This window comes from Achromobacter mucicolens, assembly GCF_029866465.1.
Lineage (GTDB): Bacteria > Pseudomonadota > Gammaproteobacteria > Burkholderiales > Burkholderiaceae_B > Achromobacter > Achromobacter mucicolens.
Map to the genome: position 1 here is coordinate 3,245,885 of NZ_CP123364.1, position 26,362 is coordinate 3,272,246.

At 65.0% G+C, this 26,362-nt stretch carries 22 protein-coding genes; 13 read left to right on the plus strand and 9 right to left on the minus strand.

The features are described 5' to 3' along the window. The first annotated feature begins 19 nt into the window (after positions 1-19). The 5 genes from QEP15_RS14780 (at position 20) to QEP15_RS14800 (ending at position 6,214) form a co-directional block, all read left to right on the plus strand. Entirely contained in the window at positions 20-1,042 is a 1,023-nt protein-coding gene (locus tag QEP15_RS14780; RefSeq protein ID WP_062840772.1) for a TRAP transporter substrate-binding protein, read from the plus strand. Between the two features lie 11 nt (positions 1,043-1,053). Next, complete coding sequence (locus QEP15_RS14785) at positions 1,054-2,934, plus strand: TRAP transporter large permease (RefSeq protein ID WP_062840771.1); 1,881 nt, start codon at positions 1,054-1,056, stop codon at positions 2,932-2,934. A 67-nt stretch (positions 2,935-3,001) separates the two neighbouring features. Then, positions 3,002-3,541: a VOC family protein gene (locus QEP15_RS14790; protein ID WP_056318999.1), complete on the plus strand. Its 540-nt coding sequence runs from the start codon at positions 3,002-3,004 to the stop codon at positions 3,539-3,541. Positions 3,542-3,566: 25 nt separating this feature from the next. Continuing rightward, positions 3,567-4,844 carry a ribulose-bisphosphate carboxylase large subunit family protein gene (locus QEP15_RS14795; protein WP_279988954.1) on the plus strand — a complete coding sequence of 426 codons (1,278 nt, stop codon included), beginning with the start codon at positions 3,567-3,569 and terminating at the stop codon, positions 4,842-4,844. Continuing rightward, positions 4,841-6,214, plus strand: coding sequence for a four-carbon acid sugar kinase family protein (locus QEP15_RS14800; protein WP_280147645.1), 1,374 nt, complete (start codon positions 4,841-4,843; stop codon positions 6,212-6,214). The genes QEP15_RS14795 and QEP15_RS14800 overlap by 4 nt, the downstream gene beginning before the upstream one ends. A gap of 30 nt (positions 6,215-6,244) precedes the next feature. On the opposite strand, the gene QEP15_RS14805 is transcribed toward QEP15_RS14800, so the two are convergent. Both QEP15_RS14805 and QEP15_RS14810 read right to left on the minus strand, forming a co-directional pair. Beyond that, positions 6,245-8,626 carry a DNA internalization-related competence protein ComEC/Rec2 gene (locus QEP15_RS14805; protein ID WP_280147646.1) on the minus strand — a complete coding sequence of 794 codons (2,382 nt, stop codon included), beginning with the start codon at positions 8,624-8,626 and terminating at the stop codon, positions 6,245-6,247. Positions 8,627-8,843: 217 nt separating this feature from the next. Then, on the minus strand, positions 8,844-9,629 hold the full coding sequence (locus QEP15_RS14810) for an SDR family NAD(P)-dependent oxidoreductase (RefSeq protein WP_280147647.1): 786 nt from the start codon (positions 9,627-9,629) through the stop codon (positions 8,844-8,846). A 227-nt stretch (positions 9,630-9,856) separates the two neighbouring features. Between QEP15_RS14810 and QEP15_RS14815 the strand changes: the two genes are divergently transcribed. Continuing rightward, positions 9,857-10,816, plus strand: a complete 960-nt coding sequence (locus QEP15_RS14815) for a GlxA family transcriptional regulator (RefSeq protein WP_276558123.1) — start codon at positions 9,857-9,859, stop codon at positions 10,814-10,816. 49 nt (positions 10,817-10,865) lie between these two features. On the opposite strand, the gene QEP15_RS14820 is transcribed toward QEP15_RS14815, so the two are convergent. Next, positions 10,866-11,396, minus strand: coding sequence for a carboxymuconolactone decarboxylase family protein (locus tag QEP15_RS14820; RefSeq protein ID WP_056318980.1), 531 nt, complete (start codon positions 11,394-11,396; stop codon positions 10,866-10,868). Positions 11,397-11,419: 23 nt separating this feature from the next. Here QEP15_RS14820 and QEP15_RS14825 point away from each other — a divergent pair, with 23 nt between their 5' ends. The 5 genes from QEP15_RS14825 to QEP15_RS14845 all read left to right on the plus strand — a co-directional run bounded on the left by QEP15_RS14825 (position 11,420) and on the right by QEP15_RS14845 (position 16,511). Further along, positions 11,420-12,469 carry a cupin domain-containing protein gene (locus QEP15_RS14825; RefSeq protein WP_338077633.1) on the plus strand — a complete coding sequence of 350 codons (1,050 nt, stop codon included), beginning with the start codon at positions 11,420-11,422 and terminating at the stop codon, positions 12,467-12,469. A 97-nt stretch (positions 12,470-12,566) separates the two neighbouring features. After that, a complete protein-coding gene (locus QEP15_RS14830) occupies positions 12,567-13,490 on the plus strand; it encodes a LysR substrate-binding domain-containing protein (protein WP_056318978.1) in 924 nt (307 codons plus the stop codon). 138 nt (positions 13,491-13,628) lie between these two features. Then, complete coding sequence (locus QEP15_RS14835; RefSeq protein WP_217617548.1) at positions 13,629-14,606, plus strand: Bug family tripartite tricarboxylate transporter substrate binding protein; 978 nt, start codon at positions 13,629-13,631, stop codon at positions 14,604-14,606. 46 nt (positions 14,607-14,652) lie between these two features. Beyond that, positions 14,653-15,942, plus strand: coding sequence for a M28 family peptidase (locus QEP15_RS14840; RefSeq protein WP_217617547.1), 1,290 nt, complete (start codon positions 14,653-14,655; stop codon positions 15,940-15,942). Positions 15,943-16,061: 119 nt separating this feature from the next. Continuing rightward, entirely contained in the window at positions 16,062-16,511 is a 450-nt protein-coding gene (locus QEP15_RS14845; protein WP_142054773.1) for a PA2169 family four-helix-bundle protein, read from the plus strand. Positions 16,512-16,595: 84 nt separating this feature from the next. Here QEP15_RS14845 and QEP15_RS14850 read toward each other — a convergent pair whose 3' ends face one another. Further along, the gene (locus tag QEP15_RS14850) at positions 16,596-17,231 is read right to left on the minus strand and encodes a glycoside hydrolase family 19 protein (protein WP_280147648.1); all 636 of its coding nucleotides are present in this window, start codon (positions 17,229-17,231) and stop codon (positions 16,596-16,598) included. Between the two features lie 238 nt (positions 17,232-17,469). Between QEP15_RS14850 and thiM the strand changes: the two genes are divergently transcribed. Both thiM and QEP15_RS14860 read left to right on the plus strand, forming a co-directional pair. Next, positions 17,470-18,285, plus strand: coding sequence for a hydroxyethylthiazole kinase (gene thiM, locus QEP15_RS14855; RefSeq protein ID WP_175155747.1), 816 nt, complete (start codon positions 17,470-17,472; stop codon positions 18,283-18,285). Positions 18,286-18,359: 74 nt separating this feature from the next. Then, positions 18,360-20,480, plus strand: a complete 2,121-nt coding sequence (locus tag QEP15_RS14860) for a 5'-nucleotidase C-terminal domain-containing protein (protein WP_152384738.1) — start codon at positions 18,360-18,362, stop codon at positions 20,478-20,480. Between the two features lie 13 nt (positions 20,481-20,493). On the opposite strand, the gene QEP15_RS14865 is transcribed toward QEP15_RS14860, so the two are convergent. From QEP15_RS14865 to QEP15_RS14885, 5 genes are all read right to left on the minus strand, one after another. After that, a complete protein-coding gene (locus tag QEP15_RS14865; protein WP_280147649.1) occupies positions 20,494-21,252 on the minus strand; it encodes an iron ABC transporter ATP-binding protein in 759 nt (252 codons plus the stop codon). Further along, positions 21,249-22,223: an iron chelate uptake ABC transporter family permease subunit gene (locus tag QEP15_RS14870; RefSeq protein ID WP_479272347.1), complete on the minus strand. Its 975-nt coding sequence runs from the start codon at positions 22,221-22,223 to the stop codon at positions 21,249-21,251. Before QEP15_RS14870 ends, QEP15_RS14865 begins: the two co-directional genes overlap by 4 nt. Position 22,224: 1 nt before the next feature. Continuing rightward, positions 22,225-23,169 carry an ABC transporter permease gene (locus QEP15_RS14875; RefSeq protein ID WP_280147650.1) on the minus strand — a complete coding sequence of 315 codons (945 nt, stop codon included), beginning with the start codon at positions 23,167-23,169 and terminating at the stop codon, positions 22,225-22,227. Positions 23,170-23,245: 76 nt separating this feature from the next. After that, positions 23,246-24,196 carry a siderophore ABC transporter substrate-binding protein gene (locus QEP15_RS14880; protein ID WP_280147651.1) on the minus strand — a complete coding sequence of 317 codons (951 nt, stop codon included), beginning with the start codon at positions 24,194-24,196 and terminating at the stop codon, positions 23,246-23,248. A 42-nt stretch (positions 24,197-24,238) separates the two neighbouring features. After that, positions 24,239-26,260 carry a ligand-gated channel protein gene (locus tag QEP15_RS14885; RefSeq protein WP_280147652.1) on the minus strand — a complete coding sequence of 674 codons (2,022 nt, stop codon included), beginning with the start codon at positions 26,258-26,260 and terminating at the stop codon, positions 24,239-24,241. Positions 26,261-26,362 lie beyond the last annotated feature (102 nt).

A 26,362-nucleotide genomic window follows, 5' to 3' on the forward strand; every position in this document is an offset into this window, starting at 1 on the left:
CACGACAACGGAGACAACCATGAAGCTGCTTACACGCCGCAGTGCCCTGCGCCGCCTTTGCGCGGTCCCCGCCCTTGCCGTCGCCGGCACCGGCTTTCCGCTGATCGCCCGCGCCGCCGATTACTCGCTCAAGTACGGCAACAACCTGCCGGTGACGCATCCGCTGAACATCCGCGCGCAGGAAGCGGCCGAACGCATCCTCAAGGAAAGCAACGGCCGCGTCGACATCAAGATCTTCCCGAACAACCAGCTTGGCGGCGACACCGACATGCTGGCCCAGGTGCGTTCCGGCGGCATCGACTTCTTCACGCCGTCCGCCCTGGTGATCGCCACGCTGGTGCCGGTGGCCGCCATCAACGCGGTCGGCTTCGCGTTCAAGGACTACGACCAGGTCTGGAATGCCATGGACGGCGCGCTGGGCGCCCACGTGCGCGCGGCCATCGCGCAGCGCAAGCTCTATGCCTTTGAAAAGATGTGGGACAACGGCTTTCGCCAGACCACCAGCAGCAAGGGCCCTGTCAATACCGCCGCCGACATGGACGGCCTGAAGATCCGCGTGCCCGTGAGCTCGCTGCCGATCTCCATGTTCAAGGGCCTGGGCGCCGCGCCTGCCAGCCTGCAATTCAGCGAGGTCTATTCGTCGCTGCAGACCAAGGTGGTGGACGCGCAGGAAAACCCGCTGCCGATCATCCAGGTCGCCAAGCTGTACGAAGTGCAGAAATACTGCTCCCTGACCAAGCACATCTGGGACGGCTACTGGTTCATCGCCAACGGCCGCATGTGGGAAGGCCTGCCCGCCGACCTGAAGACGGTCGTCGCGCGCGGCATCAATGAAGCGGGCCTGGCACAGCGCGAAGACATCAAGAAGCTCAACGCCTCGGTGCAGTCCGACCTGGAATCCAAGGGCCTGGTGTTCAACCAGCCGTCGGCCGACAGCTTCCGCGAGCAACTGCGCACCGCGGGCTTCTACAAGGAATGGCAGGGCCGCTTCGGCAATGAGGCCTGGGGCCTCCTGGAGCAGTCCGTCGGCAAGCTGGCCTGAGGTCGCGCGTCATGGCCTCCCTGTCCGCTCCCCACGCCGCGGCGCCCGCGCTGCCGGCCAATCCCCTGCGCCGGGCGGCCGGCGCGCTCGACACCGTGCTGGGCACCGTGGTCGAACACGTTGCCGCAGCCATCGTGCTGGTCGAGATCATCGTCCTGTTTGCCGGCGTGGTGTCGCGCTACGTGTTCCATAGCCCGCTGGTCTGGTCCGATGAACTTGCCTCCATCCTGTTCCTCTGGCTGTCCATGCTGGGCGCCGTCGTGGCCCTGCGGCGCGGCGAACACATGCGCATGACGGCGCTGGTGAACAACGTCAGCCCGGCACGCCGGGCGCAGCTGGAAACGGCGGCGCTGGCGGCATCGCTGGCCTTTCTGGTGCTGATCCTGGCGCCCGCCATCGAGTATGCGCACGAAGAGCATTTCATCATCACCCCCGCGCTGGAGCTGAGCAACGCCTGGCGCGCCGCCGCCATCCCGGTCGGCATGGGGCTGATGGGCATCATCGCGCTGCTGCGCCTGTTGCGCACGCAGCCGCTGCCGCAGGTCGCGATGGCGCTGGCCGGCGTGGCCGCCGTCGTCGGCATCTTCTGGATGGCGCAGCCGCTCTTTTCAGGGCTGGGCAAGCTGAACCTGGTGATCTTCTTCGTAGGCATCGTCGCCGCCACCGTGTTCTCGGGCGTGCCGATCGCGTTCTCCTTCGCGCTTGCCACGTTCTCGTACCTGGCGCTGACCACCAACACGCCGATGGTCGTCATGGTGGGCCGGCTGGACGAAGGGATGTCGCACCTGATGCTGCTGGCGGTGCCGCTCTTCATCTTCCTGGGTTCGCTCATCGAAATGACGGGCATGGCGCGCGCCATGATCCAGTTCCTGGCCAGCCTGCTCGGCCACGTGCGCGGCGGACTGTCCTACGTGCTGATCGGCGCCATGTACCTGGTGTCCGGCATCTCGGGTTCCAAGATCGCCGACATGGCGGCCATCGCGCCCGTGCTGTTCCCCGAAATGAAAAAGCGCGGCGCCAAGCCGGGTGACCTGGTCGCCCTGCTGTCGGCCACCGGCGCGCAGACCGAAACGATTCCGCCGTCCATCGTGCTCATCACCATCGGTTCGGTGACGGGCGTGTCGATTGCCGCGCTGTTCACGGGCGGCCTGCTGCCCGCCGTGGTGCTCGGCCTGGCGCTGTGCACCGTGGTCTGGTGGCGCTACCGCAAGGAAGACCTGAGCCTTGTGCAGCGCTTCACCTTCAAGGAGATCGGCCGCTTCTTCATGATCGCGCTGCCCGCCGTGGCCCTGCCCTTCGTGATCCGCGCCGCCGTCGTCGAAGGCGTGGCGACCGCCACCGAGGTCTCCACCATCGGCATCGTGTACTCCGCCGTCGTGGGCCTGTTGATCTACCGCTGCTTCGACTGGGCGCGTGTCAAGCCCATGCTGATCGAGACCGCGTCGCTGTCCGGCGCCATCATGCTGATCGTGGGCTGCGCGACCGCCATGGCGTGGGCGCTGACGCAGTCGGGCTTCTCGGGCGACCTGGCCAAGCTGATGGCGGGCATGCCCGGCGGCAGCTACGGCTTCCTGGCGGTGTCCATCGTGGCCTTCATCATCCTGGGCAGCGTGCTGGAAGGCATCCCCGCCATCGTGCTGTTCGGTCCCCTGCTCTTCCCAATCGCGGTGCAAGCTGGCGTGCACGAGGTCCACTACGCGATGGTCGTGATCTTTGCGATGGGCATTGGCCTGTTCGCCCCGCCCTTCGGTGTCGGCTACTACGGCGCCTGCGCCATCAGCCGCGTCGATCCCAACGAAGGCATCCGCCCGATCTGGGGCTACATCGGCGCGCTGCTGATCGGCCTGATCGTCGTGGCCGCCTTCCCCTGGTTCTCCATCGGTTTCCTGTGACGCGACGCGGCCCCTCGCGGGCCGCGCCCTTCCCGTCTCTCAGCCACCCCTTTTAAAAAGATCCATCATGAGTCGTTTCCTGGGCGAGATCCGCCAACTCGGTTATGTCGTGCACGACATCGAAGCCGCCATGGACTACTGGAGCACCAAGCTCGGCGTTGGCCCCTGGTACTACAACCCCCGCGTGCCGATCGTGAACTATGAATACGACGGCCAACGGCACGAGCCCCACAATTCCGTCGCGCTGGCCAACTCCGGCTACGTGCAGGTCGAACTGATCCAGACCCGCAACGACGTGCCGTCCATGTACCGCGACTTCCTGCAGGCCGGCCGCACCGGTCTGCAACACGTCGCCTACTGGACCGAAAGCTACGACGCCGATCTGGAGCGCCTCTTGGCGCAGGGCTTCAAGCCCAAGATGAGCGGCGAAGTCGGCGAAAAGGGCCGCTTCATCTATTTCGACACCGAATACCACCCCGGCACCGTCATCGAGCTCTCCGAAGTCGCCGGCCCCAAGGGCCGCCTCTTCGACCTGATCCGCGAAAGCTCGGTCAACTGGGACGGCAAGGACCCCGTCCGCGCCTTCCCCGACCTGAGCCGCCTCTGATACGCCCCTGCCGCACACCGCCACCATGAATTCCCAATCGTTTACCGCCACCTACCTGATTGAAACCCCCGTCGACCCCGCCAAGGTCGCGGAAGTCATGGCCGGCGAGCAGTCCTGCGGCACCTTCACGCGCGTTCAGGGCGAAACCGACGAGCTGCGCGCCCGCGCGCGCGCCCGCATCGAATCCATCGAAACGCTGGAAACCGTCGACGCGCCCAGCCTGCCCAACGCCTATCTGGCGCGCCAGCCCGGCGGCATGCCCGGCAAATTCCAGCGCGCGCGGATTTGCATCGCATTTCCCGTCGCCAACGTGGGCGCCAACCTGCCCACGTTGGCGGCCACCGTCGGCGGCAATCTGTACGACCTGGGCGAGGTCACCGGCTTGCGGCTCGAAAGCATGGAACTGCCCGCCAACTACCGCGCCCAGTTCGACCTGCCGCAGGTCGGCATTGCCGGCACGCGCGCGCTGACCGGCGTGGACAAGGGTCCGCTGGTCGGCACCATCATCAAGCCCAACGTCGGCCTCTCGCCCGAGCAAACCGCGCATCTGGTGGCCCAGCTTTGCGCGGCCGGCGTGGACTTCATCAAGGACGACGAGGTGTGCGCCAACCCGTCCCACGCCCCGCTCGCCCAACGCGTCGCCGCCGTGATGGCCGTGGTGCGTGCGCACCGCGAACGCACCGGCCGCAACGTGATGGTCGCCTTCAACATCACCGACGAAACCGACGCAATGCGCCGCCACGCCGACCTGATCGAACGCGAAGGCGGCACCTGCGTCATGGCCAGCCTGAACTGGTGCGGCTATTCGGCCATCCAGACCTTGCGCCGCAGCACGCCGCTGGCGCTGCACGGCCACCGCAACGGCTTCGGCGCGCTGTCGCGCCACCCGCTGCTGGGCATCGGCTTTCAGGCCTACCAGACGCTGTGGCGGCTGGCGGGCGTGGACCACATGCACGTGCACGGCCTGCAAGGCAAGTTCTCGCAGGAAGACAGCGAAGTCGTCGACTCGGCCCGGGACTGCCTGGCGTCCCTGACGCCAGGCATCGACGACGCCGTCATGCCCGCCTTCTCGTCCGGTCAATGGGCCGGCACCGTGCCCGCCACCTGGGCCGCGGTGCGCAGCGACGACCTGCTCTTCATGTCGGGCGGCGGCATCCTGGCCCACCCCGACGGGCCCGCCGCCGGCGTGCAGAGCATCCGCCAGGCCTGGCACGCCGTGCGCGACAACCAGACCCTGCAAGACTACGCCCGCAACGCGCCCGAGCTGCAGCGCGCGCTGGAATTTTTTGGAAGCCGCGCATGATTGGCGGCACCGCGCCGCAGGTGTGCTGGTATGGCGACGACTTCACCGGCGCCACCGACACGTTGGCCGAGGTCGCTCGCGCCGGGCTGCGCAGCCTGCTTTTTCTGAGCGTGCCTTCTTCCGCACAACTGGAACGTGCCGGGCCATTGGATGCCATCGGCATCGCGGGCGCCGCCCGCGGCATGGCGCCTGCGGAGATGACGGACGAGCTGCGGGCGGTCGGTGCATTCATGGCAAGCATCGGGGCGCGCGTGCTGCACTACAAGTGCTGTTCCACCTTTGACAGCGCGCCGCACGTCGGCAGCATTGGGGTGGCGGTGCGCGAATTGCGTCGGCATTTTGCGAATCCCATCGTGCCGATCGTGGGTGGGCAGCCCAGCATCGGCCGGTATTGCAGCTTTGGAAACCTCTTTGCGCGCGCAGGTTCCGCGCCGGAGGTTCACCGCATTGATCGCCATCCCGTGATGAGCGTGCATCCCGTGACACCCATGCACGAGGCGGATTTGCGATTGCACCTGGAGGCGCAGGGTTTGGCGGGCATCCGCTCGGTGCCGCACACGGCCTACCCTTCGGCCTTGGAACCAGGTGCGAGGACGAGTGCAGCCCAGGCCGCCGCCGCGCACTCAGCCGCGCTCGCTGCCTGGATCGATCAGATCATCGGAAGCACCGACGGTCCGCTGCTGCTGGATCTGATAGACGAATCGCAGCTCCCCGTCATCGGCCGTTTGATTCAACGTGCCGCTTCCCGCGCCCCCCTCTTGGCCGTCGGCCCCAGCAGCGTGCAACAGGCGCTGGCCCGCGCTCGGCCCGCGGGGCACTCGGGGGCCGCACCGGCGACGCCACTCAGCCCGGCCAGTGGCCCGGTGCTGGTCGTGGCGGGCAGCCTGTCGCCCGTCACCGCCCGGCAGATCGCCGCGTGCGAAACCTACACGCGCCAAGCGCTGCAAGTCGAACGGCTGCTGGCGGATGACGACTACGCCGCGCAACAGGTCGCATTGGCCGCCGCCACGCTGGCCCAGGGCCGCAACGTGCTGGTGCATACCGACAAGCCTGCCGGCGCCGTCAACGCAGACCAGACCACCGCCACCGCCCGCGCCACCGCCAGGCTGGTTGCCGACATCGTGCGCGCCAGCGCCCAGGCCGGTCACCGGCTGAACCGCATTGGGATTGCCGGTGGCGACACGTCCAGCCAGGCAACGCTTGCGTTGGGACTGTGGGGATTGGCGTTTCGCTGCGTGCTGGCGCCCGGCGTGACCGTCAGCGTTGCACGCAGCGACGATCCGGTGACGGATGGCGTTGAGCTGATGCTCAAGGGCGGGCAGATGGGTGGGGATCGGCTGTTTGACGAGTTGGCGGCCGGCAAGGTCTAACCCCCGGCCCACGCGTTCTGACGTGGGGGGCTAACGACCATGCCAATACCGTCTCGCACGCTCGCGCTGTCCCCACACTTCCAACGCATCCGGCAGCGACGCCGCCATCACGGCGCCGTCCCGGTCGCTACGCCAGAAGCTGCTGCCCGCCCGGCTCCAACGCAGCTCCACCGCCCGTGCCGGGTGGCGGAACCGGTTCAGGTGCCCAGCCTGCGCAACGGCATGGACGGCCTGCGTCGCATTCACCAGGTCATGCCCCGACGACGACCCTGACCCGTGATGCGGCGCCAGCACCACATCGGCACTGGCAAGCCCCTGCGCCACCATGTCTCGCTCCTGCGCCACGCCGACATCCCCTGTCAGCAACAGGGTATGGCTTGCCCCCTCCACGCGCAGCACGCAACTGTCGGCATTGCGGTCATCTGCCTTCGCGCTGCGTTCTGACGGCCCCGGATGCAGGAAGGTGAACACCACCCCGTCCGCTTCCCATCCCAGCCCTCGTTCGCACCGCGCCATCGTATCGGGCAACACCGGTTCGGCATTGCCAACGTCGGGCCACAACCTTGCGTCGCGCCGTAGATAAGCGGGCAGATCGAACGAGGTATAACTTCGCCCCACCGGCACCGCCCCCAGCACCGCGCGCGTGCCGCCGACATGATCCATATCGGCATGCGACAGCACCAGCACATCCAGCCGCCCGATTCCCCGCGCTTGCAGAAAAGGCGCGACGACCCGTTCCCCCGCATCGCTGCCGCCGTAGCTGCGCGGGCCCGCGTCAAACAGCAACGACCGAGTCGCCGTTTCCACCAGGATGGCGCTGCCCTGCCCCACGTCCATCGCGCTCATGCGCCAATGGCCCGGCTCAGGCTTGTCGGGCCGCCAGAACAGCAACGGCAGCATGCAGAACCACCCAAGGTGCCGACCAGGCCAACCCTTCGCCTGCAGCGCCCAGATCATGCCCGCCACCGCCAGCAGCAGCCAGGGCCAGCCGGCCGCGGCAACCGGCACGCTCGACCAGCGTGCATTGCCGACCCACGCAACCGGCGTCATGGTCAGGTCAAACGCGGCCAGCCCGGCTAGCCCGGCCAACGCCGCCAGCGCCTCGGCGCCGGGCACGGACGACAGCGCCGCGCACAGCAACGCCAGCGGCGTCACGATGAATGTCACCGACGGAATGGCGACGGCATTGGCAAACGGCGAACCCAGCGACACCTGATGCACCAGAAAGGCCAGCAGCGGCATCAGTCCTACTGTGACCATTAGCTGCACGTGCACGGCCTGCCGCAGCCGGGCCGCGCATCGCGCGCGCCAGTTGGCATCCACATCGATCGGCGCGGCCGCGATGCGCAACAGCACCGCCACCGCGCCGAACGACAACCAGAAGCCCGCAGACATCGGCGCCCATGGGTCCAGCGCCACCACGGCGGCCGCCGCGCAGGCCAGGACCCGATCACCCGACAAGGGCAGCCGCGACAACGCCGCCCCCAACACCACCAGCAGCATGAAAAACGTGCGGCGTGCGGGCACGCCCCAGCCCGCCAAGAGGCAATACAGCAACGCAACCACCGCCGCTACCGCCCCGCCGGCAACGCGCGCAGGCATCCGCTCGGCAAGGCCCACGCCCCGCCACCGCACGCGCCGCCAGAGCGAAGACGCCAGCAAGCCAGCAATACCGGCAATCGATGTCACGTGCATGCCGCTGATCGACACCAGATGCGTGATGCCGCTGCGATTGAAGATCCGCCAGTCGTCGCGCGCCACGCCGGCCTGATCCCCAATCGCCAACGCAATCAGCACCGGCGCGTAGCGATGCTCGCCCAACGCCGCGCGCATGCCCTCGCGCACGAGATGCCGGGCACGTTCGATGGCAATGCCGGGCGTGGCCCACGGCCGGTCGTCCAGCAGGACGGGCTGCCCGCGCACGGTTCCCGTGGCGCGGATGCCGTTGGCAAACATGCGCCCCTCCACGTCCGGCCCCGCGGGGTTGAGCAACCCATGCGGCCGCCGCAGCACCAGCGCCATCCGCCACACTTGCCCGGGCAGTACCTGCGGCACGGCCTGGCTGGACCCCGCGCCAGCCTGCCAGGTGACCTGGACGTGCGAGGGAATGCCGGGACGAGCGGGCGGCATAACCTCGGCCAGGAAGCGCTGACGCTTCGCGTCGCCATCGGGCAATGCGGCCACGCGCAACACCAGCCGCGACACCTGATCCTGATGCGCGTCGGCAAGCCCATCGTCCAACCGTTGCTGCGCTTGCAGCGTCGCATTGATCAGTCCGGCCGAAAGCCCTAGCCCGAGGGACGCAAGTACACGGCAGGAACGGTTGCCCGCGCGCGCCCATACGAAACATGAAGCGGCGCCCCCCGCGGCCACGAGCCATAGCACGAAAGTATCGGGCAGGGACGGCAGCATCTGCACCAGTGCCGAACCCGCGACAAACGCAATACAGATCGAGCGGCCCGTAATGGTCTTCTCCCAGAAACCGAAGAGAGTAGGTCACGGCGAGACCGGGATGGGCAGCTAGTGAACGAATCGATCCCCCTCGGCCAGCCGCCACCATCTGGCGGTCAGTCCGTGCGCCAGACGAAGAAATGGGAGCGCGCGCACCGGGTTCTGCAGCGAGGCGGAATCACTTGACCAAGTAACGTGCGCCCGGCGACGAGTGACCAAAGCGGCTGGAAAGTTGCTTGCGAGCGGCTTCGAAGTTGTGCCAATCCGCGCCGTCTTGCAGTGGGGGAATGGTCACGACCTCCCCGATATCAAGGCCGGTCAGAGCGGCATCGACCATGTCCTCCGTGCGCATGACGATCTCGCCCGGAAGGTTGCTGTGCGGCAGTCCTGCCACGTCCCAGAATTCAGTCGCGGTGGCGCCTGGCAATACGGCCTGAATGCGCAAGCCCTTGGCTGCCAATTCATGATGCAGGGATTGCGTAAGCGCCAGGACATACGCCTTGGTGCCGCCGTACACGCCGTTCAGGATTTCCGGGCCGATGGCTGCGATGGAAGCGATGTTGATGATGGTGCCGCCACCTTGCTTGATGAAGACGGGCGCGGCGGCATAGGTCAGGCGAGTCAGGGCTGTGACGTTGAGGTCGATCATCTTGACCATCTCGCCAATATCGCTCTGCGCAAGCGGCGTCACCGCGCCGAAGCCGGCGTTGTTGAGCAGCAGGTCGATGCCGCCATTGGCCAGAATGGTTTCGACTCGCGCCACTCCCTCGTTGCTGCCCAGATCAGCGTTGACGGTTTGCACGTTGCGCCCGGTGGCGGTCGAGATCCTTTCTGCGACCGCGCTCAGTCGATTCTGGTTGCGGGCCACCAGGATCAGGTCGAAGCCCCGACGAGCCAGTCGATCGGCATAGACGGCGCCGATTCCGGAAGACGCGCCAGTGATAAGTGCGGTTTTGTCAGTCATGGTCAAGCTCCTTAGTTGATGTGCTGCGTTGCGTTGTTGATGCGATGAAGTCATTGTGCTACCAGCGGATTTGGCATTTCAGACAACAAACACGCAATTTCTGCCATCACTTACGCCGAAACACACACACCCCGCCATTAAGTGACTGTTTAATAAGCAACAATTGACATTGCAGAGTTTCGATGGCAATGTCTTCAACAATCAGAAAAACGCATTTAAGGACTTCCATGATTAAGCGCATCGGACTGGTCGTCTATCCGGGCTTCCAAGCTTTGGATTTGGCTGCCCTCACCGTTTTCGAATTTGCAAACGGCTTGCAGAAAGACGTGGTGTACGAATTCGCTGCCTTATCGGTCTCGGGCGGACTCATTGAAAGTTCGACCGGCGTCGTTGTCGGCACCGAGGCGATAGGTTGGGGAAGCTATGACACGCTGCTCATCGCAGGTGCTACAAGCATTCCAAATGCGACACCTGACCTGATCGATAAAATTCGACACGCAGCCGGAGCAACCCGGCGCGTGGCAAGCATCTGTACAGGTGCCTTCATCCTGGCCAAGACTGGCCTGCTGAACGGTAAACGGGCCACTACGCACTGGTACTTCGGAAGACTTCTGCAGGAGCAAAATCCCGAAATTCAGGTTGATGAGGACAAGATCTTCGTCAAGGATGGCGACATGTGGTCATCGGCCGGTGTGACAGCGTGCATCGACTTATCGTTGGCGCTGGTCGAGGTTGACCTAGGCGTGGAAATCGCCAAGACCATATCGCGCCTCATGGTCGTCTACCACCGCCGCACGGGTGGGCAGTCGCAGTTCTCGGCGATGGCGGAAATGGAGCCTAGCTCTGATCGCGTCAAGGAAGCCCTGAGATTTGCAAAGGAGAACCTGAGCAAGGATCTGAGCGTCGAGGATCTGGCGGAACACGTGCATTGGAGTCCCCGTCATTTCAGCCGGATTTTTCAAATGCAAACAGGCATGGCGCCCGCAAAGGCGATTGAAAAGCTAAGAATCGAGGCTGCCGAGACGCTCATTGATCAGGGCCATGCATCAGTAAGCCGTATTGCCTCGCTGACGGGATTTGGCGATGAAGAGCGCATGCGTCGCGCATTCATGCGGTCGCATGGCGTTACGCCGAAGGCCTTGGTCTTGCAGGCCCGCAGCAAGCGCGACAACGTTTATATCAACTGATTCCAACACGCCGGAAAAATGTTCCCGGCGTGTTTTCCGCGCGCCGTGATTACGGAATTTGTGGAAAATCGATTGCCGTATCGTTCACGCGATTGAAGATATTGGTGAATGTAATCACAGAGACGACCAAGCCAATTTCAACAATTTCGGCATCGCTGAATCCGGCGGACTTGATATCGGTAAAGGCCTCGTCGGCAAGCGTGCCAGGGTTGCTTGCAAGCTTGCGAACAAAGCGGGTAAGCGCATCGAAACGCACGTTTCCGGTAGATTGATCTGCAATGACCTGCTTCAACGTCTCTTGCGGAACGCCTGCCAGCTTGCCAACCAGGAAGTGCGCGGCTTGGCAGTAATCGCAACCCGATGCCGAACTGACGGCCAGCTTGATGACTTCCTTTTCCTGTCTGCTCAAGGTGCCGGGCACACTGTCCGCCTGCAAGATGGCTTTCAGGGCGGCAGGGTTGTGTGCGCCGATGGCCGCGTAGGCATTCGGGACGCGACCAGCCGCCTTGCTGATCTGGGAAAAGAGTTCTGCAGTGGCTCCAGAGGCAGACTCAACCGGAGGGGTAACGATTCGGGACATGACTAACTCCTTTGAGAGCAAAGATGGGAGTAGTCACTGTATTTCTCTCAACGACGTTGCTGAAGACGAGCAAGGCTCAACAATATGCTCATTCGTCTCACACACCTGAAAGCGCTGAATTCGCGAACATGACCAATACTGACTGGCTAAGCAACCTGCTGGATATCGTGACCGTGAGAGGACGCCTGGAGGTGCGCTGCTTGTTTGGTGCCCCGTGGCGCGAGACGTTTGAACAGGCGCCTGCCGACGAGATTCCCTATCACGTGATACTGAGCGGCAGTGCCGTGCTTGAACTTCCAGATCAGCCGCCGCAGCTTCTTGAGGCAGGGACGATCTTCATGGCGGTTGACGGTGGCCCGCATGTCCTGCATGACGGAAGTGGCAAGGCGCCCCTGCCGATCAAAAAGCGCAGTCTCGCCAACATCACGGTCGGCGAAAATCAAGGGCCGGGTGCCAAGATGGACATGTTGTGTGGACGATTCATGCTGAAGCAACCCTATGACAGGCTCATGCGCAAGCATCTGCCTCCTGCTCTGATCGTCAACACCAATCCGGATAATCAGGCCGACCGGAGCACCGAGCTCAATAACCTGATCGGTTTAATCCGCAATGAGTCAATGAATGAGCAGCTAGGCGGCCTCGCCATCCTTAACGCCTTGTCCACTGCGCTGATGGCAGTCGCATTGAGACATGCGGCAAAAGCCGAACAAGCCGCATCTGGATTGCTTGCATTAACCAACAACCCGCGCTTGGCGCCGGCCTTGAATCAGATGTTTCAAGCGCCGGGACAAGCCTGGACACTCCCTGACCTGGCTGCCCTTTGCAATATGTCCCGCGCCACGTTTGTCAGGCATTTCCAGGAAGCGCTGGATTGTTCAGCAACGGAGTATTTGACGGACATACGCATGTCAAAGGCTGCACAACTCTTGCGCGAAAGTGGCGAATCCATCGGCGGCATCGCCGAGCGCGTGGGTTATCAGTCGGACGCGGCGTTTCAACGCGTGTTCAAGCAGCATCTTGGCGTGACTCCCGCGCAATGGAGAAAATCACCTCGAGCCGGTCTGGCGAATTGATTACCCCTGACTATGGTGCGACGTGCGCCCGCATGCGATTTACCGTCCGGGCGCACGCAGTACAGTAGCGCCACCCTACTCTCACGCCCCGCTTCCCATGAAAGGCTCCCGCAACTCCCTGTCTTCGCTGCGCATCTTCCTCACCGCCGCCGAAACGCTGAACTTCAGCCGCGCGGCCGAAGCGCTTAGCCTGACGCAAAGCGCGGTCAGCAAACACGTGGCGGCGTTGGAGGGCCGATTGGGCACCGCGCTCTTCAAGCGCATGCCTGCGGGGCTGCGGCTGACGTACGCGGGCGCCCTCTACCTGGAGCGCATCAGCGCGGCGGTGCGGCTCATCGACGAGGCTGACGCGCTGGTCGCCAACCCCGCGTCGCGCGTCGCCCTGAACGTGGCGGTCTCGCCGTCGTTTGCGCAGTTTTTCCTGCTGCCCAGGCTGGCCGAGTTCTTTGAATTGCACCCTGAGATCCGCGTCAACATCCGCCCTCGCCTGCTGCATGGCCGCGACCGCTCCGAACGGTTCGACGCGGAAATCCAGCTTCACACGGGATATGTGTCGGGCATGAGCGCGCAGTATCTGTGCGGCCGCGAAATGGCGCTGGTGGCAGCGCCCTCGGTGATCAAGCGCCATCCGGTCAAGTGCGTGGACGACATCGCCCGATTGCCCTTGCTCAAGCGCGCCCAGCGCGGCTATGGCTGGGACGAGTGGCGCGCCGACGTCGCCCCGTTGTGGTCCGGTCCCGCCGCCACCGCGGCGGAATACGAAGGCTTTTCGATCCTGTTGCCGGCGGTGCTCAATGGCTTGGGCGCGGGCATCATGCCGCTGTGCATGGTGTTGGAGCATCTGGAGTCGGGACGCCTGGTGCGGCCCTTCGGCGAGGCCATCGAAGGCCGCTACGGCTATCACCTGATGCAGCCCCGTCCCAACGTCGGCGGCCCCTACTGCGAAGCGTTCTGCGAGTGGGTCATCGCCCAGGGCCAGGCGCTGAACAGGCAAACGCGGCAATACGCGGGCATTGCCTAGAACCTGACTGCTTTCAGGCCGCCGGCCCCGCAAAAGCACCTATTCCAGTTTGGAATATCCTATGCGCATACTTCCTTTGCGGGGGGCCAGCGCGCGCACCACAATGACGTGAATAATTCATGGATCACCATAAAAATCATGTTCAAGTGGAAAAAACTGCTGGCCGCCATGGCCATTCCCGCGTGCTTCGCAAGCGTGCAATCCGCCTCGGCCGCCTATCCCGATAAACCCGTCAAGATCGTCGTGCCGTATTCGGCGGGCGGCAGCTCGGACGTAGTGGCCCGGGCGCTCAGCGATCAATTGAGCGCCGAACTTGGGCAATCCGTCGTGGTGGAAAACCGCGCCGGTGCGGGATCGATGCTGGGCACCGCCTACGTGGCGACCGAAGCGCCCGATGGCTACACGCTGTTGCTGGCCGACGTGCCGTTCACCATCGTGCCGGCGCTGTACAAGGACCGGGTGAAATACGACGCGAAAAAGGATTTCGCGCCGATCACGCTGTTGGGCTTGTCGCCCATGTACCTGTTCGTGAATCCCGGGTTCGAGGCGCAGGACGTGCCGTCGCTGGTCAAGATCGCTTCGGCCAAGCCGGACACCGTCTCCATCGGTTCGGGCGGCAACGGCTCGCTGACCCATCTGATGGCCGAACTGTTCATGCAAAACACCGGCACCAAGCTCGCGCATATCCCCTACAAGGGCGCGTCGGCATCGGTCAATGACTTGGCCGGCCGCCAGATCGACGCCAGCTTTACGACGATGGCCTCGGCCGTTGCCCTGTTCCAGAGCGGCAAGATCAAGCCGATTGGCGTGTCCTCGCCCGCCCGTCAGATCGGCACGCCGGACGTGCCGACTTTCCAGGAACTGGGCTACCCGGGCCTGACCGTGCAAAGCTGGTGGGGACTGGTCGCGCCGGCCGGCACGCCTGAGCCCGTCCAGAAAAAACTGTCGGAAGCGATGGCCAAGGTCATGCAGTCCGAGCCCGTCAAGCAGCGGCTCGCCAGCGTGGGCATGAACCTGCCGCCCGACACCAGCGCCGCAGCCCTCAAGGCGTTGCTGACGCAGGACTTCGCCCGCTGGGCCGATCTGGTGCAGCGCGCCAATATCACCTTCGAATAACACGCAAGCAGCGCCGCGCGGCATGCGCGCGGCGCCGGAGACATTGATGACGACAAGCTGGCAACAGCAGGCCGCCGACGACGCGGCCTTGATGCACGATTTCCAGACTCTTTGCAGTTTTGGCGGTCGCCTGTCCGGCACCGGGCAGGACGATGCAGCCATGGACTGGGCGCTGGACCGGCTCCGGGAAATCGGACCCGACGTGCGGCGCGTGCCGGTGTCCTACGAGGGCTGGCGCTGCCTATCCAGCCGCCTGACCCTGCTAGGCGACGCGCCCGAGGATCTGGAGTGCGTGCCCCTGCTGCGCTCGGCCTCCACGTCCGCGCAAGGCCTGGAAGGCGAAGTGCTGGATGTCGGCGCGGGCCGCCCAGAGGACTTCGAGCGTGCTGGCGATGCCGTGCGCGGCCGGATCGTGCTGGTGCGACATGAATATCCGTTCTCGCAAACGCACGTGCACCGCCGCCGCAAATACGACATGGCGGTCGCTCAGGGCGCTGCCGCCTTCCTCATTGCCAACACGCTGCCCGGCGCGGGCCCCTTGTCCGGCTCTTCCGGCCGCCCCCGCGACGGCGCGGGCATTCCCGCGGCCTATATTGGCCACGAAGCCGCTTCCGCATTGACCGCCCGGTCCGGCGCCCGTGTCCGCTTGCAGATCCAGGGCGAAGAGTTGCGCGATTCGATGGCCTGCGCCGGCGTTCTGGACCTGGCCGGCGGCCGGGACAGCCGGATCGTGATCAGCGCCCACATGGACGGCCATGACCTCGGCCAGAGCGCACTGGACAATGCCACGGGCGTTGCCGTCGCGCTGGCTGCCGCGCGGTTGCTGGCTAAACGGCTGGGGCCCGGCACGCCCGGACTGCGCATCTGCTTCTTCACCGCTGAAGAATGGGCGCTGGCCGGGTCGGCCCGCTACCTGGCCGACATGCCGGCCGCCGAGCGTCAGCGGCTGAAGTTCGACATCAATCTGGACACCGTTGCGGGCGACGACACGCTCTGCGCGCTGATCAGCGACTATCCGGCGCTGGCGGACGTGGTCCAGGACACCGCCGCGCGCGCCGGGGCGCCAGTGTCGCACTGGCTGCCTTTCATGCCGAACTCCGACCACGCCAATTTCGCCAAGCAAGGCATTCCTGCCCTGCGTCTGGTTGCGGGCTTCGAGAAACCCGAATCGCGCGTGCGCCACATCCTGTCGCGCGGCGATTTGCCGGACATCATCCGGGAAGACGAACTGCGCAACGCCTTGGCGGTCACCTGCGCGATGGCGTCGCTGGCGCTGGAGATGACCGATCCGGAACTGGATGCGCTGAAAGCCGGTTCCACTTGCCCGCGCGTCTAGCGCAACCTCGGCGACCTCGATTGCCCGGCCGCGATGCGGGCCGGGCACGCCGCTTGCTGAATATCCGGTTCCACAGGCAGCACCCCGCTGCCTGATCCTTCCAAACCAAGGAGACCGATATGGCCGATCATGTGATCAAGGTGCTGAACAACCTCATCGAAACGTCGAAGAACGGCGAGAAGGGCTTCGCTTCGGCGGCCGAGGACGCGAAGGCTCCCGAGTTGCAGGAACTCTTTCGCAACCGCTCCCGCGATTGCGCCGCTGGCGCCGCAGAACTGCAAGCGCTCGTGGCGCAGATGGGCGGCGAGCCCGAAGACAGCGGCACGGTGGCCGGCGCCATGCACCGTGGCTGGACCAACATCAAGGCAGCGGTTTCCAGTCGCACCGACCTGACGCTGCTCGAGGAATGCGAGAAAGGCGAGGACGTGGCCAAGGCCGACTACGACAAGGCGCTGAAGGAAACGCTGCCGGAAAATGTGCGTGCCATCGTCGAACGTCAATACCAGGGCGTGCTGCACAACCACGACCAGATCCGCGACCTGCGTAACCGCTACCGCGCCACGACGTAAGCGTCGCGCTGCGAACCAAGCGGTACATGAAACGCCGCCTGCCCGATGCAACCTGCGCCGGGCGGGCGGCGCGCCCTTGCCGGGCTATCGCATCAGTTCGGCATAGACGCGCTCGAACAAGGCAAAGCGCTCCTTCAGCCCTGCCAGTCCCCCGTTGATGCGCCGCGTAATTCGGGCAAAGTCTTCCAGATCGTCGTCATGGGTCCGGTCGTCGGCCAACTCATTCAACCCACGCGACTGCCAATACCAACCCGCGCTCAGCGCCGCCCATTTCGGGTCGGCCAGCAACTCGGGCGTGTTGACCAGGTCCACGCCCATCGCATCGCCTGCCGAATCGTAATTGCTGCGTCCCGTCAGCTGGATGATGCCTCGTCCGCGATATCGGTAACCATCGTTGCTTAACTCATCGCCATTGCCCATCCGGTTTGCGTAAACCAGATTTGCGAGTCCCTGCGGGTTATTCACGTAGGGCATCGCGGACGCTTCATCCGGAAATCGTTTGGGCCACACCTTGGTCAACCGCGCGGCGGTTGAGTAATTAAGGTTTTCCTCGATCCGGTTGTATTGGCTGGATTCATAGCCCGTCTGCGCCAGAAAACTCGCCATGCGGTCAGGGGTTTCAATTTCGTACTTCTGAAACGCGGGCGCCAACGCTTGCGCCCACTCGGCGGGGGCTCTGCAGTTGGGAAACACGCGTTGAAGTTGTTCGGAACTCAGCATGGCGGTTCCTCTGCTTGCTTAAAGGTTCGTGCCGCCCGGGCGATAACGTCGCGTGCCCGATTCTCACGACGATCCGGGGCCGGTCAATGATTGTGAACCGGGCGTGAAAGCTGCCCGTACCTCAAATTGGGTATGGCCGGCGTGCTGTTGCGCAACGCGAGCTTGACACCTCCCGGGTTCCCCCGGGAACATACGCCATTCACCCGGGGAGCGCGTCCCCGCGCAACATCCGCCCGGCATGCCCCATTCCCTTCTGACTCCCCTCGCCCATCACGCCCAGGACCTGCTGTCCGCTGTCCGCCGTGACGCGCCGCTGGTGCAGTGCCTGACCAACTTCGTTTCCATGAATTACGCGGCCAACGCGGTGCTGGCGATCGGGGCGTCGCCCGCCATGGTGCATGCCGAAGAAGAGGCCCCCGAGTTCGCCGGATTCGCCGGCGCGGTTGTCATCAATATCGGCACGCTTTCCTCGCCCTGGCTGCAAAGCATGCTGCTGACGGCCAAGGCCGCCGCGCACGCGGGTACGCCCTGGGTGCTTGATCCGGTCGCACACCACGCCACCGCCTTTCGCCGTGACGCCATCCAGCGGCTTCTGGACCTCAAGCCCGCCATCATCCGCGGCAACGCATCCGAGATCATTGCGCTGGCCGGCGGCCTCAGCTCGGGCAAAGGCGTGGACGCGCGCGACGCGGTGGCGCATGCCGAGCAGTCTGCCCGGGACATCGCCACGCAGCGCCAGACGGTGGTGGCAGTGACGGGCGAAACCGATTACGTGACGGACGGCGCACGCGACGTACACATCACGGGCGGCTCGCCGCTGATGCCGCGCGTGACCGCCACCGGGTGCGCGCTTAGCGCGGTGGTCGGGGCGTTTGCCGCGGTATCGCGCAACGATGCGTTTGCCGCGGCCGTGGCCGCGCTGTCGTGCTTCGGCATTGCGGGCCAGCGCGCCGCGTTACATGCCGACGGACCGGGATCGTTCGCATGGCGGTTCCTGGATGCGCTGGCCGCGCTGGAAGCGGATTGCCTGACGCGCGAGTCTCCCCTGCGTTGATTTGGCCCCGCGCATGTCACGGGTAGGTCACACACCGTCCCCAAAATTCTTTCCTTCAACACGGAGGAAAGACGGTGAAGCCACACCTACGCAAGATCTATGCAGTCACCGCCAGCTTTGCGCTGGTAGCCGGTCTGTCCGCCTGCGGCGGCGATGACGATGACGACGACACTGCCGCGCCCGAGACGCCGCCGCAGGCCAGCGTGCCGCAAGGCGCCACGCTGGACGTCGCGATTCTGGGCACCACGGATCTGCATGCGAACGTGCTCGGTTATGACTATTACAAGCTTGCCGAAGACAAGAGCTACGGCATGGACCGCACGGCCACGCTGATCGCCAATGCGCGCAAGCAGCACCCGAACACGCTGCTGTTCGACAACGGCGACACGGTGCAGGGCACGGCGCTGTCGGACTATCAGGCGCTGGTGTCGCCGGTGCAGTGTTCCGACATGATCGCGATCTACAAGCAGATGAAGCTGCTGTCGTACGACGCGGCCACGATGGGCAACCACGAGTTCAACTACGGTCTGCCCTATCTGTCGCAGATCACCAATGTGGATTTCGGGCTGGCCGGCATCGGCAAGGGCACGGCGCAGACGAACCCGGCGGGCGCCAAGGATTGCGCCGCCCCGGCATTTCCGTTCGTGTCGGCCAACGTTGTCTCGGCCGCCTCAAAACAGCCGATCTTCAAGCCGTACGTCCTGCTGGAAAAGACCTTCAAGGCGACCGACACCACCGGCAAGTCCATCGACGTGCCCCTCAAGGTGGGCGTGATCGGCTTTGCGCCGCCGCCCATCATGCAATGGGACAAGGCCAATCTGGAAGGCCACGTGGAAGTCACGGGCTGGAAGGAAACCGCGGCGCGCTACGTGCCGGAGATGAAGGCCGCCGGCGCGGACCTGGTGGTGGCGCTGGCGCACGGCGGCATCGACCTGGCCACGGCCTACAGCCCCGACATGGAAAACGGCGCGGGCTATCTCAGCCAGGTGGCGGGCATCGATGCGCTCATCACGGGCCACCAGCATCTGCTGTTTCCCGACACCAACGCCAAGTCGCAGTTTGCCGGGCAGCCGGGCGTCGAACTGGAAAAGGGCTTGATCAACGGCGTGCCCACCGTGCAAGCCGGCCAATGGGGCAACAACCTGGGTCAGATCACGCTCAAGCTGGCGTATGACCAGGGCTGGAAGGTGCAGAAGGACGCCACGCAGGTGCAACGCATCTCGACAAGGCTGACCGCGCAAAGCGGATCCACGCCCGCGACCTACGTCGCGCCTGACTCGGCCGCGCAGCAGCTGGTGCAGGCCGAGCACGCCGCGACCATCGGCTATGTGAAGACGCCGATCGGCCAAAGCCAGTTCGACATGGCCACGTACTACGCGCTGGCAGGCGACGTGTCCGCGCTGCAGATCGTGAACATGGCGCAGATCGACTACCTGTCCGACTACATCGCCAAAAACAGCCCGTCGTACGCGGGCCTGCCGATCCTGTCGGCTGCAGCGCCGTTCAAGGGCGGCCGCAACGGTCCCGGCGACTTCACGTATGTGAAGCAAGGCAACGTCGCCATCAACAACGCGGCCGATCTGTACCTGTACCCGAACACGCTGCAAGTGGTGCGAGTCAGCGGCGACATCGTGCGCCAGTGGCTGGAGAAGACGGCCGAGCAGTTCAAGCAGATCGACCCCGCACAGGTCGCGCCGCAGGACCTGATCGACACCGGCTTTCCCACGTTCAATTTCGACGTGCTGTATGCGGCGGGCAACGCGCTGCGGTATGAAATCGACGTGACGCAGCCGAAGGGCTCGCGCATCAAGGCGCTGACGTACAACGGCGCGCCGCTGGACCTGACCGCGCAGTTCCTGGTGGTGACCAACAATTACCGCGCCAGCGGTGGCGGCGATTTCCCCGGCTTGGCCGGCGGCAAGGGCGACATCGTGCTGCAAGCGCCGGATGCCAGCCGCGACGTGTTGATCGCCTACATCAAGAAGAACCCCACGCTCGACCTGGCCACTTTCGGGCTGGATCGCAGCTGGCGCTTCACGCAGGTGAGCGGGCTTGCCGGACCGGTGGTGTTTTCGTCGGTGCCGGGCACGCTGGCGATGGCCACGGCGCACGGCGTGACCAACGTCTCGGTGTACGACGCGACGCCGGACCCGGTGACGCAGCTGTCGCGTTATGCGCTTGATCTGACCCAGTAAGCGGCCCGCCGCCTTACCGGTAGTAGACGCAGATGCGCTTGCCGCCGATTTCGTGCACGTCAATCGGCAGCTCGTACAGATCGCTCAGCACGTCCGGCCGGATCAGTTCGGCCGGCGTGCCGTGCCGGGCGATCCGCCCCTGACGCATCGCCACGATGCGGTCCGCGTAGCTGGATGCGAAATTGATGTCGTGCAGCACCAGCATAACCGTCTTGCCCAGTTCATCGGCTGCCCGGCGCAGCGTGCCCATCATGGCGACGGCGTGCTTCATGTCCAGGCTGTTCAGCGGCTCGTCCAGCAACACGTAGCGCGTGTCCTGGCACAGCACCATGGCCACGAACGCGCGCTGGCGCTGGCCGCCGGACATCTCGTCCAGGTAGCGGCCTGCCAGCGGCTCCAGATTCAGATACGCGATGGCCTGGTCGATATGGACCTTGTCATCCATCGTCAGCCGCCCGCCCGTGTGCGGGTACCGGCCAAACGCCACCAGATCCCTGACCGTCAACCGCAGCGGCAGATGGTTGTCCTGACGCAGGATGGCCAGGCGCCGGGCCAGCTCGCGGCTGTCCGCGCGCGTCACGTCCAGGCCTTCGACCAGCACCCGCCCCGCGCTCATCGGCAACAGCCGGCTTACCATGGACAGCAAGGTGGACTTGCCCGCGCCGTTCGGCCCGATGATGGCGGTGACGCCGCCTGCCGGCAGATCCAGGCTGACATCGTCGATGACGACGGTGTCGCCGTATTGCTTGCTGACCTTCTGGATTTCTATCATCGGCGCCCCCTGCGCAGGATCAGGACTAGGAACATCACGCCGCCCACGAATTCAATCACCACGCTGACGGTGGTGTTCAGCCCCAGCACGCGCTCCAGCAGCGTCTGACCGCCGACCAGGAATATGACGCTCAGCAGCATCGCGGCCGGCACGGTGTGGCGGTGCCGGTCCGACCCCATGGCGTGATACGCAAGGTTGCTGACCAGCAGGCCGAAGAACGTGACGGGCCCGACCAGCGCCGTCGACACGGACACCAGCACCGCAATGGCCGCCAATGTCAGCATGAGCGTGCGCCGGTAGTCCACGCCCAGGTTCAAGGCAATATCGCGCCCCAGCGCCAGCACGTCGTAGCGCCGTCGCATGCGCCAGATAAGGACCGAAGCCGCGCAGACGGCCGCCAGCGCGATCGGCAGCAATTCGATGCGCACCGAATTGAAGCTGGCAAACATGCGGTCCTGCAGCACCAGGAATTCATTCGGATCGATCAGCCGGACGACGAAACTGGACAGGCTGCGAAACAGCAGTCCAAAGACGATGCCAACCAGCATCATCAGATGCAGACTGCGCACGGCATCGGAGAACAGCCACCGGAACAGCAGGCACGCGAACGCCGTCATCGCGCACACTTCCAGGAGAAAGGCCGCGACCGGATGACTGGCGGTGGCCGCTGCCTGCCCAAAGCCGAACACCACAACCGCCTGGATCAGCAGGTACATCGCATCGAAGCCCATGATGGCGGGCGTCAGGATGCGGTTGTGGGTGATCGTCTGGAACAGCACCGAAGACACGGCCACCGCATAGGCCACCAGCAACATCGCCAGCAGCTTGCCGCCGCGAAAAGGAATGACGAATGACCACTGGCCATTGGCGCCCAGCGTCATGAAGGCCACAATGCACAGCAGCGCAAAAGCGCCCAGCGCCGCAAGGCGCCACGTCTGCGGCGCGCGCGCGGCCAGGGCCGGTATCGAGATATCAGCCAACGCGATTCCTCCGCGTGCGCAGCAGCCACAAGAACAAAATGCTGCCCAGCACGCCCACCACCGTCCCGATCGGGATTTCGTAGGGATGGATGACCAGGCGGCCAATGATGTCGCAGGCCAGCACGAACACGCCGCCCAGCAGCGCCACCCACGGAATGGCGCGGCGCATGTTGTCGCCCAGCACCAGACTGACGGCATTGGGCACGATGAGGCCCAGGAACGGGATGCTGCCGGCCGTCACGACCACCACCGCTGAAATGGCGGAAACGATCAACAGGCCCACCAGCGTCAGCCGTGCATGATTCAGTCCCAGGTTGGACGCGAACTCGCGGCCCATTCCCGCAACCGTGTAGCGGTCGGCGGCGGCATAGGCCGCGCAGCCCAGCGCAAAGCCGATCCACAACAGTTCGTAGCGGCCGCGCAGCACGCCGGAGAAGTCGCCGGTCGTCCACGCATGCAGGGATTGCAGCAGATCGAAGCGGTACGCCACGAAGGTTGTGACCGCCTGGATCACGCCGCCCAGGATCAGCCCGATCAGCGGCACGATGAACGGCGTGCGTAGCGGCACGCGTCGCAAGAGGGCCAAGAACAACAAGGTGCCCGCCAGCGCGAAGCCCGTGGCCGTCAGCATCTTGCCGATGACGGGCGTATCGGGCGCCAGCAGCGTGATGGCCAGAATGCCGAGGGTGGCGGACTCGACGGTGCCGGCCGTCGAGGGCTCGACGAAGCGGTTGCGCACGAGCATTTGCATGATAAGGCCGGCCACGGCCAGCGCCACGCCCGCCAGCAGCAGCGCAAGCGTGCGCGGTATGCGGCTGACCATCAGCAGGCGCCACGCGCGCTCGCCCGCCTCGCCGCCGCCCCACAGCGCGGTCCATGGCATCTGGCCCGCGCCCACGCTGACGCTGGCCACGCACAACAGCAGCAATACCACCATTACGGCGGCCAGGCCGCCCCACCCGCCGATTGCGCGCCGCCAGTTCACCAGCCGCCCTTCCCGTCTTGCATGCTGTTTACTTTCCCTGCGCCAACGCCGCCGCGATCTGGTCCACGTTCTGCTGCATCGCGGTCAGGCCCGCGCTGCCCAGCAGGTACCAGTTAAAGCCGTTCAGGTACACCACGCGCTGGTTCTTCCAGGCTTTGGTCGGACGCACCAGTTCGTTGTCCAGCATGCGCTCGGCCGACACGCCCTCGCGGCCGATGGCGGCGTCGCGGTCGATGACGAACAGCCAGTCCGGATCGGTCTGGGCGATGAACTCGAACGAGATCGCCTGGCCGTGGTTCGACACGTTCAGGCCCGACGCGGCGGGCTTGACGCCGAACGCGTCGTGGATCACGCCAAACCGCGAGCCCGGGCCGTAGGCGCTCATCTTGCCGCCGGTGGTCAGCACGATGAGCGCCGTGCCGGCGTTGGCCGCCTTGCCCTTCAGCGATGCAATGGACGCGTCCAGCGCCGCCAGCTTTGTCTTCGCCTCGTCTTGTTTGCCGTACAGCGCGGCCAGCATTTCGGTGTTGCGCTTGACGCTGCCGACCAGATCCTTGGCGTCAACCGTCAGGTCGACCGTGGGCGCAATCCTGGAGAGCTCGTCGTACTTCGGCGCCGAGCGGCCCGCCACGAAGATGACCTGCGGCGCGGCGGCGTGGATGACCTCGTAGTTGGGCTCGAACATCGTGCCCGCCTTGAGGTAACGCTTGTCCGCAAACTGGCTCAGGTGCGGCGGCAGCTTTGCCGCGCTGGGCACGCCCACGGGGTCCACGCCCAGCGTGTGCAGGGTATCGAGCACGGCCAGATCCAGCACGATGGCCTTGGTTAGGTTCGACGGCACCGCCGTCTCGCCACGCGCGTGCTTGACCGGCGTGGTGGACTGCGCGGCGCAAACCGCTGCCGCCGCGCTCAGCGCCAAGGCCATGCCGGTACGCGTTGCCCAGCGGCGGGCGGCGCCCGCCTGTTTTCCATTGTTCATGCAAACCTCTCTGTAATGGGGCGCTCTCGCGCCCCGTCAAACTCAGAACTTCACGCCCACGCCCAGCCAGTAGCGGCGGCCGTCTTCGACATAGCCGAAGTCGTCGTAGGCGACCTGTTTGTCGAACAAGTTGTAGATGCCGGCGTACACCGACACGGTCTTGTTCACGGCGTACGAACCGCCCAGGTCCACGAACGTGTAGGACGGGGCCACCAGCGCGTCCGACGACGGGCCTGTGGTCGGCTGGCTTTCGCGGCCGCGGAAGTTCACGCGGGCCCACGCCTGCAGCGCGTCGGACGGCTGCCAATTGACCGTGGTCGTGAACAGATGCTTGGGCAACTGGTTCAGCGGCTCGCCCTTGTATTGGCCGGATTTCTGCTCCGACTTCGTGAAGGTGTAGCTGCTGGTCATCGACCAGTCGGCCGCCAGCGGCAGTTTCAGGCTGGCTTCCACGCCGCGCGACACGGCCTTGTCCACGTTCATGTAGGTAGTGGGATTCGAGCCGAACTGGTTGGGGCCGTCCGTGCACTGCGTCAGGGGGCAAGCCACCCGGGTGATCTTGTCCTTGAAGTCGTTGTTGAACAGCGTGACGCCGGCGCTCACGCCTTGGCCGTCGTCATACAGCAGGCCGATTTCCTGGGTCACGGACTTTTCGGGCGTCAGGTCCGGGTTGCCGTACATGTTGCCGCCACGGCTCGTCTGGCCCCAGCCGGCCACGGTCTGGCGCAGGTCGGGCGCGCGAAATCCCGTGGACACGCCGCCCTTCAGGGTCCAGCGTTCGGCCATGTGCCACACGCCGTACAGGCGCGGGCTGAAGTGGTTGCCGAAATTCTCGTCCTCGTCCATGCGCAGGCCGGTCGTGACGGCAAAGCGTTCGGTCAGGCGCCATTCGTCTTCGGCGAACAATGCCCATTGATACCGTTCGACCTTGCTCGGGCCGCCAGCAAGCTGGTTGCCCGTCTGATCGTTCAGGCGCTGGTTCAGGTAACTGCCGCCCAGCGTCAGCATGTGCGAACCCAGCGGCAGCGACCAACTGGTCTGCAGGTCCAGGTTCTTGATCTTCATCTGGCGCGAACGGTTGTCGAACGCTTCCTGCTGCACGTAGCTGTCGGACACGCCCCAGCCCCAGCGGCCGGTATGCGACAACGCCCACTTGCTGCTGCGGTAATCGGTCTCCGAGGACGCCGGGCAGCCCGTGCGCGGGCACGCCGTGCCGGGCGGCAGCGGCTCGACCGTCTTGCCCAGGGTGTCCTGGAACTTCTGGCGCATCGTGGTCGCTTCCAGCACGATGTCGTGATCGCGGTTGGGCGTGAGCGCCAGTTTGGCCGTCACGCTTTCGGCATTGCGCTTGCGAAAGCCGTTGTAGATGTCGTCTTCGTCGCGCTGGGTGGCCTGGCCGTAGATCTGCAGGCCCAGCAGGTCGTTCTTGATCGGACCGGCCAGGTAGAAATTGCCCTGGTAAATGTCGCCCGAATTGCTGCTTTCCTGGATGGTCGTATCCATGCGGATTTCGCCATGCCATTCTTCAGGCACCTTGCGCGTGATGATGTTGATCACCCCGCCCATCGCGTCCGAGCCGTACAGCGACGACATCGGCCCGCGCACGACTTCAATGCGCTCGATGGCCGACAGCGGCGGCGTCCAGCCGCCTTCGACACCCGTCGAATCCGAATTGGTGCGGGTTTCGCGCGAGTTCTGGCGCTTGCCGTCGATCAGGATCAGGGTGTACTTCGGTCCCATGCCGCGCAGGCTGATGTCCTGGCGGTCGCCGCCGCCCGTGACGATGACGCCGGGCACTTCCACCAGCGCGTCGTTCAGGTCGCGGTAGAACTTCTTGTCCAGGTCTTCGCGCGTGATCACGCTGATCGAGGCGGGCGCATCCTGGATGCGCTGCTCAAAACCGCTGGCCGTCACGACCACCGTGTCCATCGTCGTCGTGGCGTCCGCGGCCTGGGCCCAGACCGCTTGCGGCGCAATGCCGAAAGCCGCGGCGCACAAGGCGGCGGCCAGTTGCGTGCGCGACGCGGCGATGCGCGGGCCCGAGGCCACTTCTTTCCTGCTCATGATTCCAACTTCTCCCGTCCCCGGTTTGCACCGCGCCCCACGCGCGGCGTTACGCCGGCTCCCACTTATTAATGAAAACCATTCTCATATTAGAATTGGGGC

Coding starts and splice junctions, on each gene's coding strand:
- QEP15_RS14785 (WP_062840771.1), top strand. CDS start 1,054: ATGGCCTCCCTGTCCGCTCCCCACGCCGCGGCGCCCGCGCTGCCGGCC.
- QEP15_RS14835 (WP_217617548.1), top strand. CDS start 13,629: ATGTTCAAGTGGAAAAAACTGCTGGCCGCCATGGCCATTCCCGCGTGC.
- QEP15_RS14825 (WP_338077633.1), top strand. CDS start 11,420: ATGGGAGTAGTCACTGTATTTCTCTCAACGACGTTGCTGAAGACGAGC.
- QEP15_RS14850 (WP_280147648.1), bottom strand. CDS start 17,231: ATGCTGAGTTCCGAACAACTTCAACGCGTGTTTCCCAACTGCAGAGCC.
- QEP15_RS14865 (WP_280147649.1), bottom strand. CDS start 21,252: ATGATAGAAATCCAGAAGGTCAGCAAGCAATACGGCGACACCGTCGTC.
- QEP15_RS14830 (WP_056318978.1), top strand. CDS start 12,567: ATGAAAGGCTCCCGCAACTCCCTGTCTTCGCTGCGCATCTTCCTCACC.
- QEP15_RS14810 (WP_280147647.1), bottom strand. CDS start 9,629: ATGACTGACAAAACCGCACTTATCACTGGCGCGTCTTCCGGAATCGGC.
- QEP15_RS14845 (WP_142054773.1), top strand. CDS start 16,062: ATGGCCGATCATGTGATCAAGGTGCTGAACAACCTCATCGAAACGTCG.
- QEP15_RS14875 (WP_280147650.1), bottom strand. CDS start 23,169: ATGGTGGTATTGCTGCTGTTGTGCGTGGCCAGCGTCAGCGTGGGCGCG.
- QEP15_RS14885 (WP_280147652.1), bottom strand. CDS start 26,260: ATGAGCAGGAAAGAAGTGGCCTCGGGCCCGCGCATCGCCGCGTCGCGC.
- QEP15_RS14820 (WP_056318980.1), bottom strand. CDS start 11,396: ATGTCCCGAATCGTTACCCCTCCGGTTGAGTCTGCCTCTGGAGCCACT.
- QEP15_RS14780 (WP_062840772.1), top strand. CDS start 20: ATGAAGCTGCTTACACGCCGCAGTGCCCTGCGCCGCCTTTGCGCGGTC.
- QEP15_RS14795 (WP_279988954.1), top strand. CDS start 3,567: ATGAATTCCCAATCGTTTACCGCCACCTACCTGATTGAAACCCCCGTC.
- QEP15_RS14880 (WP_280147651.1), bottom strand. CDS start 24,196: ATGAACAATGGAAAACAGGCGGGCGCCGCCCGCCGCTGGGCAACGCGT.
- QEP15_RS14800 (WP_280147645.1), top strand. CDS start 4,841: ATGATTGGCGGCACCGCGCCGCAGGTGTGCTGGTATGGCGACGACTTC.
- QEP15_RS14815 (WP_276558123.1), top strand. CDS start 9,857: ATGATTAAGCGCATCGGACTGGTCGTCTATCCGGGCTTCCAAGCTTTG.
- QEP15_RS14805 (WP_280147646.1), bottom strand. CDS start 8,626: ATGCTGCCGTCCCTGCCCGATACTTTCGTGCTATGGCTCGTGGCCGCG.
- thiM (WP_175155747.1), top strand. CDS start 17,470: ATGCCCCATTCCCTTCTGACTCCCCTCGCCCATCACGCCCAGGACCTG.
- QEP15_RS14840 (WP_217617547.1), top strand. CDS start 14,653: ATGACGACAAGCTGGCAACAGCAGGCCGCCGACGACGCGGCCTTGATG.
- QEP15_RS14790 (WP_056318999.1), top strand. CDS start 3,002: ATGAGTCGTTTCCTGGGCGAGATCCGCCAACTCGGTTATGTCGTGCAC.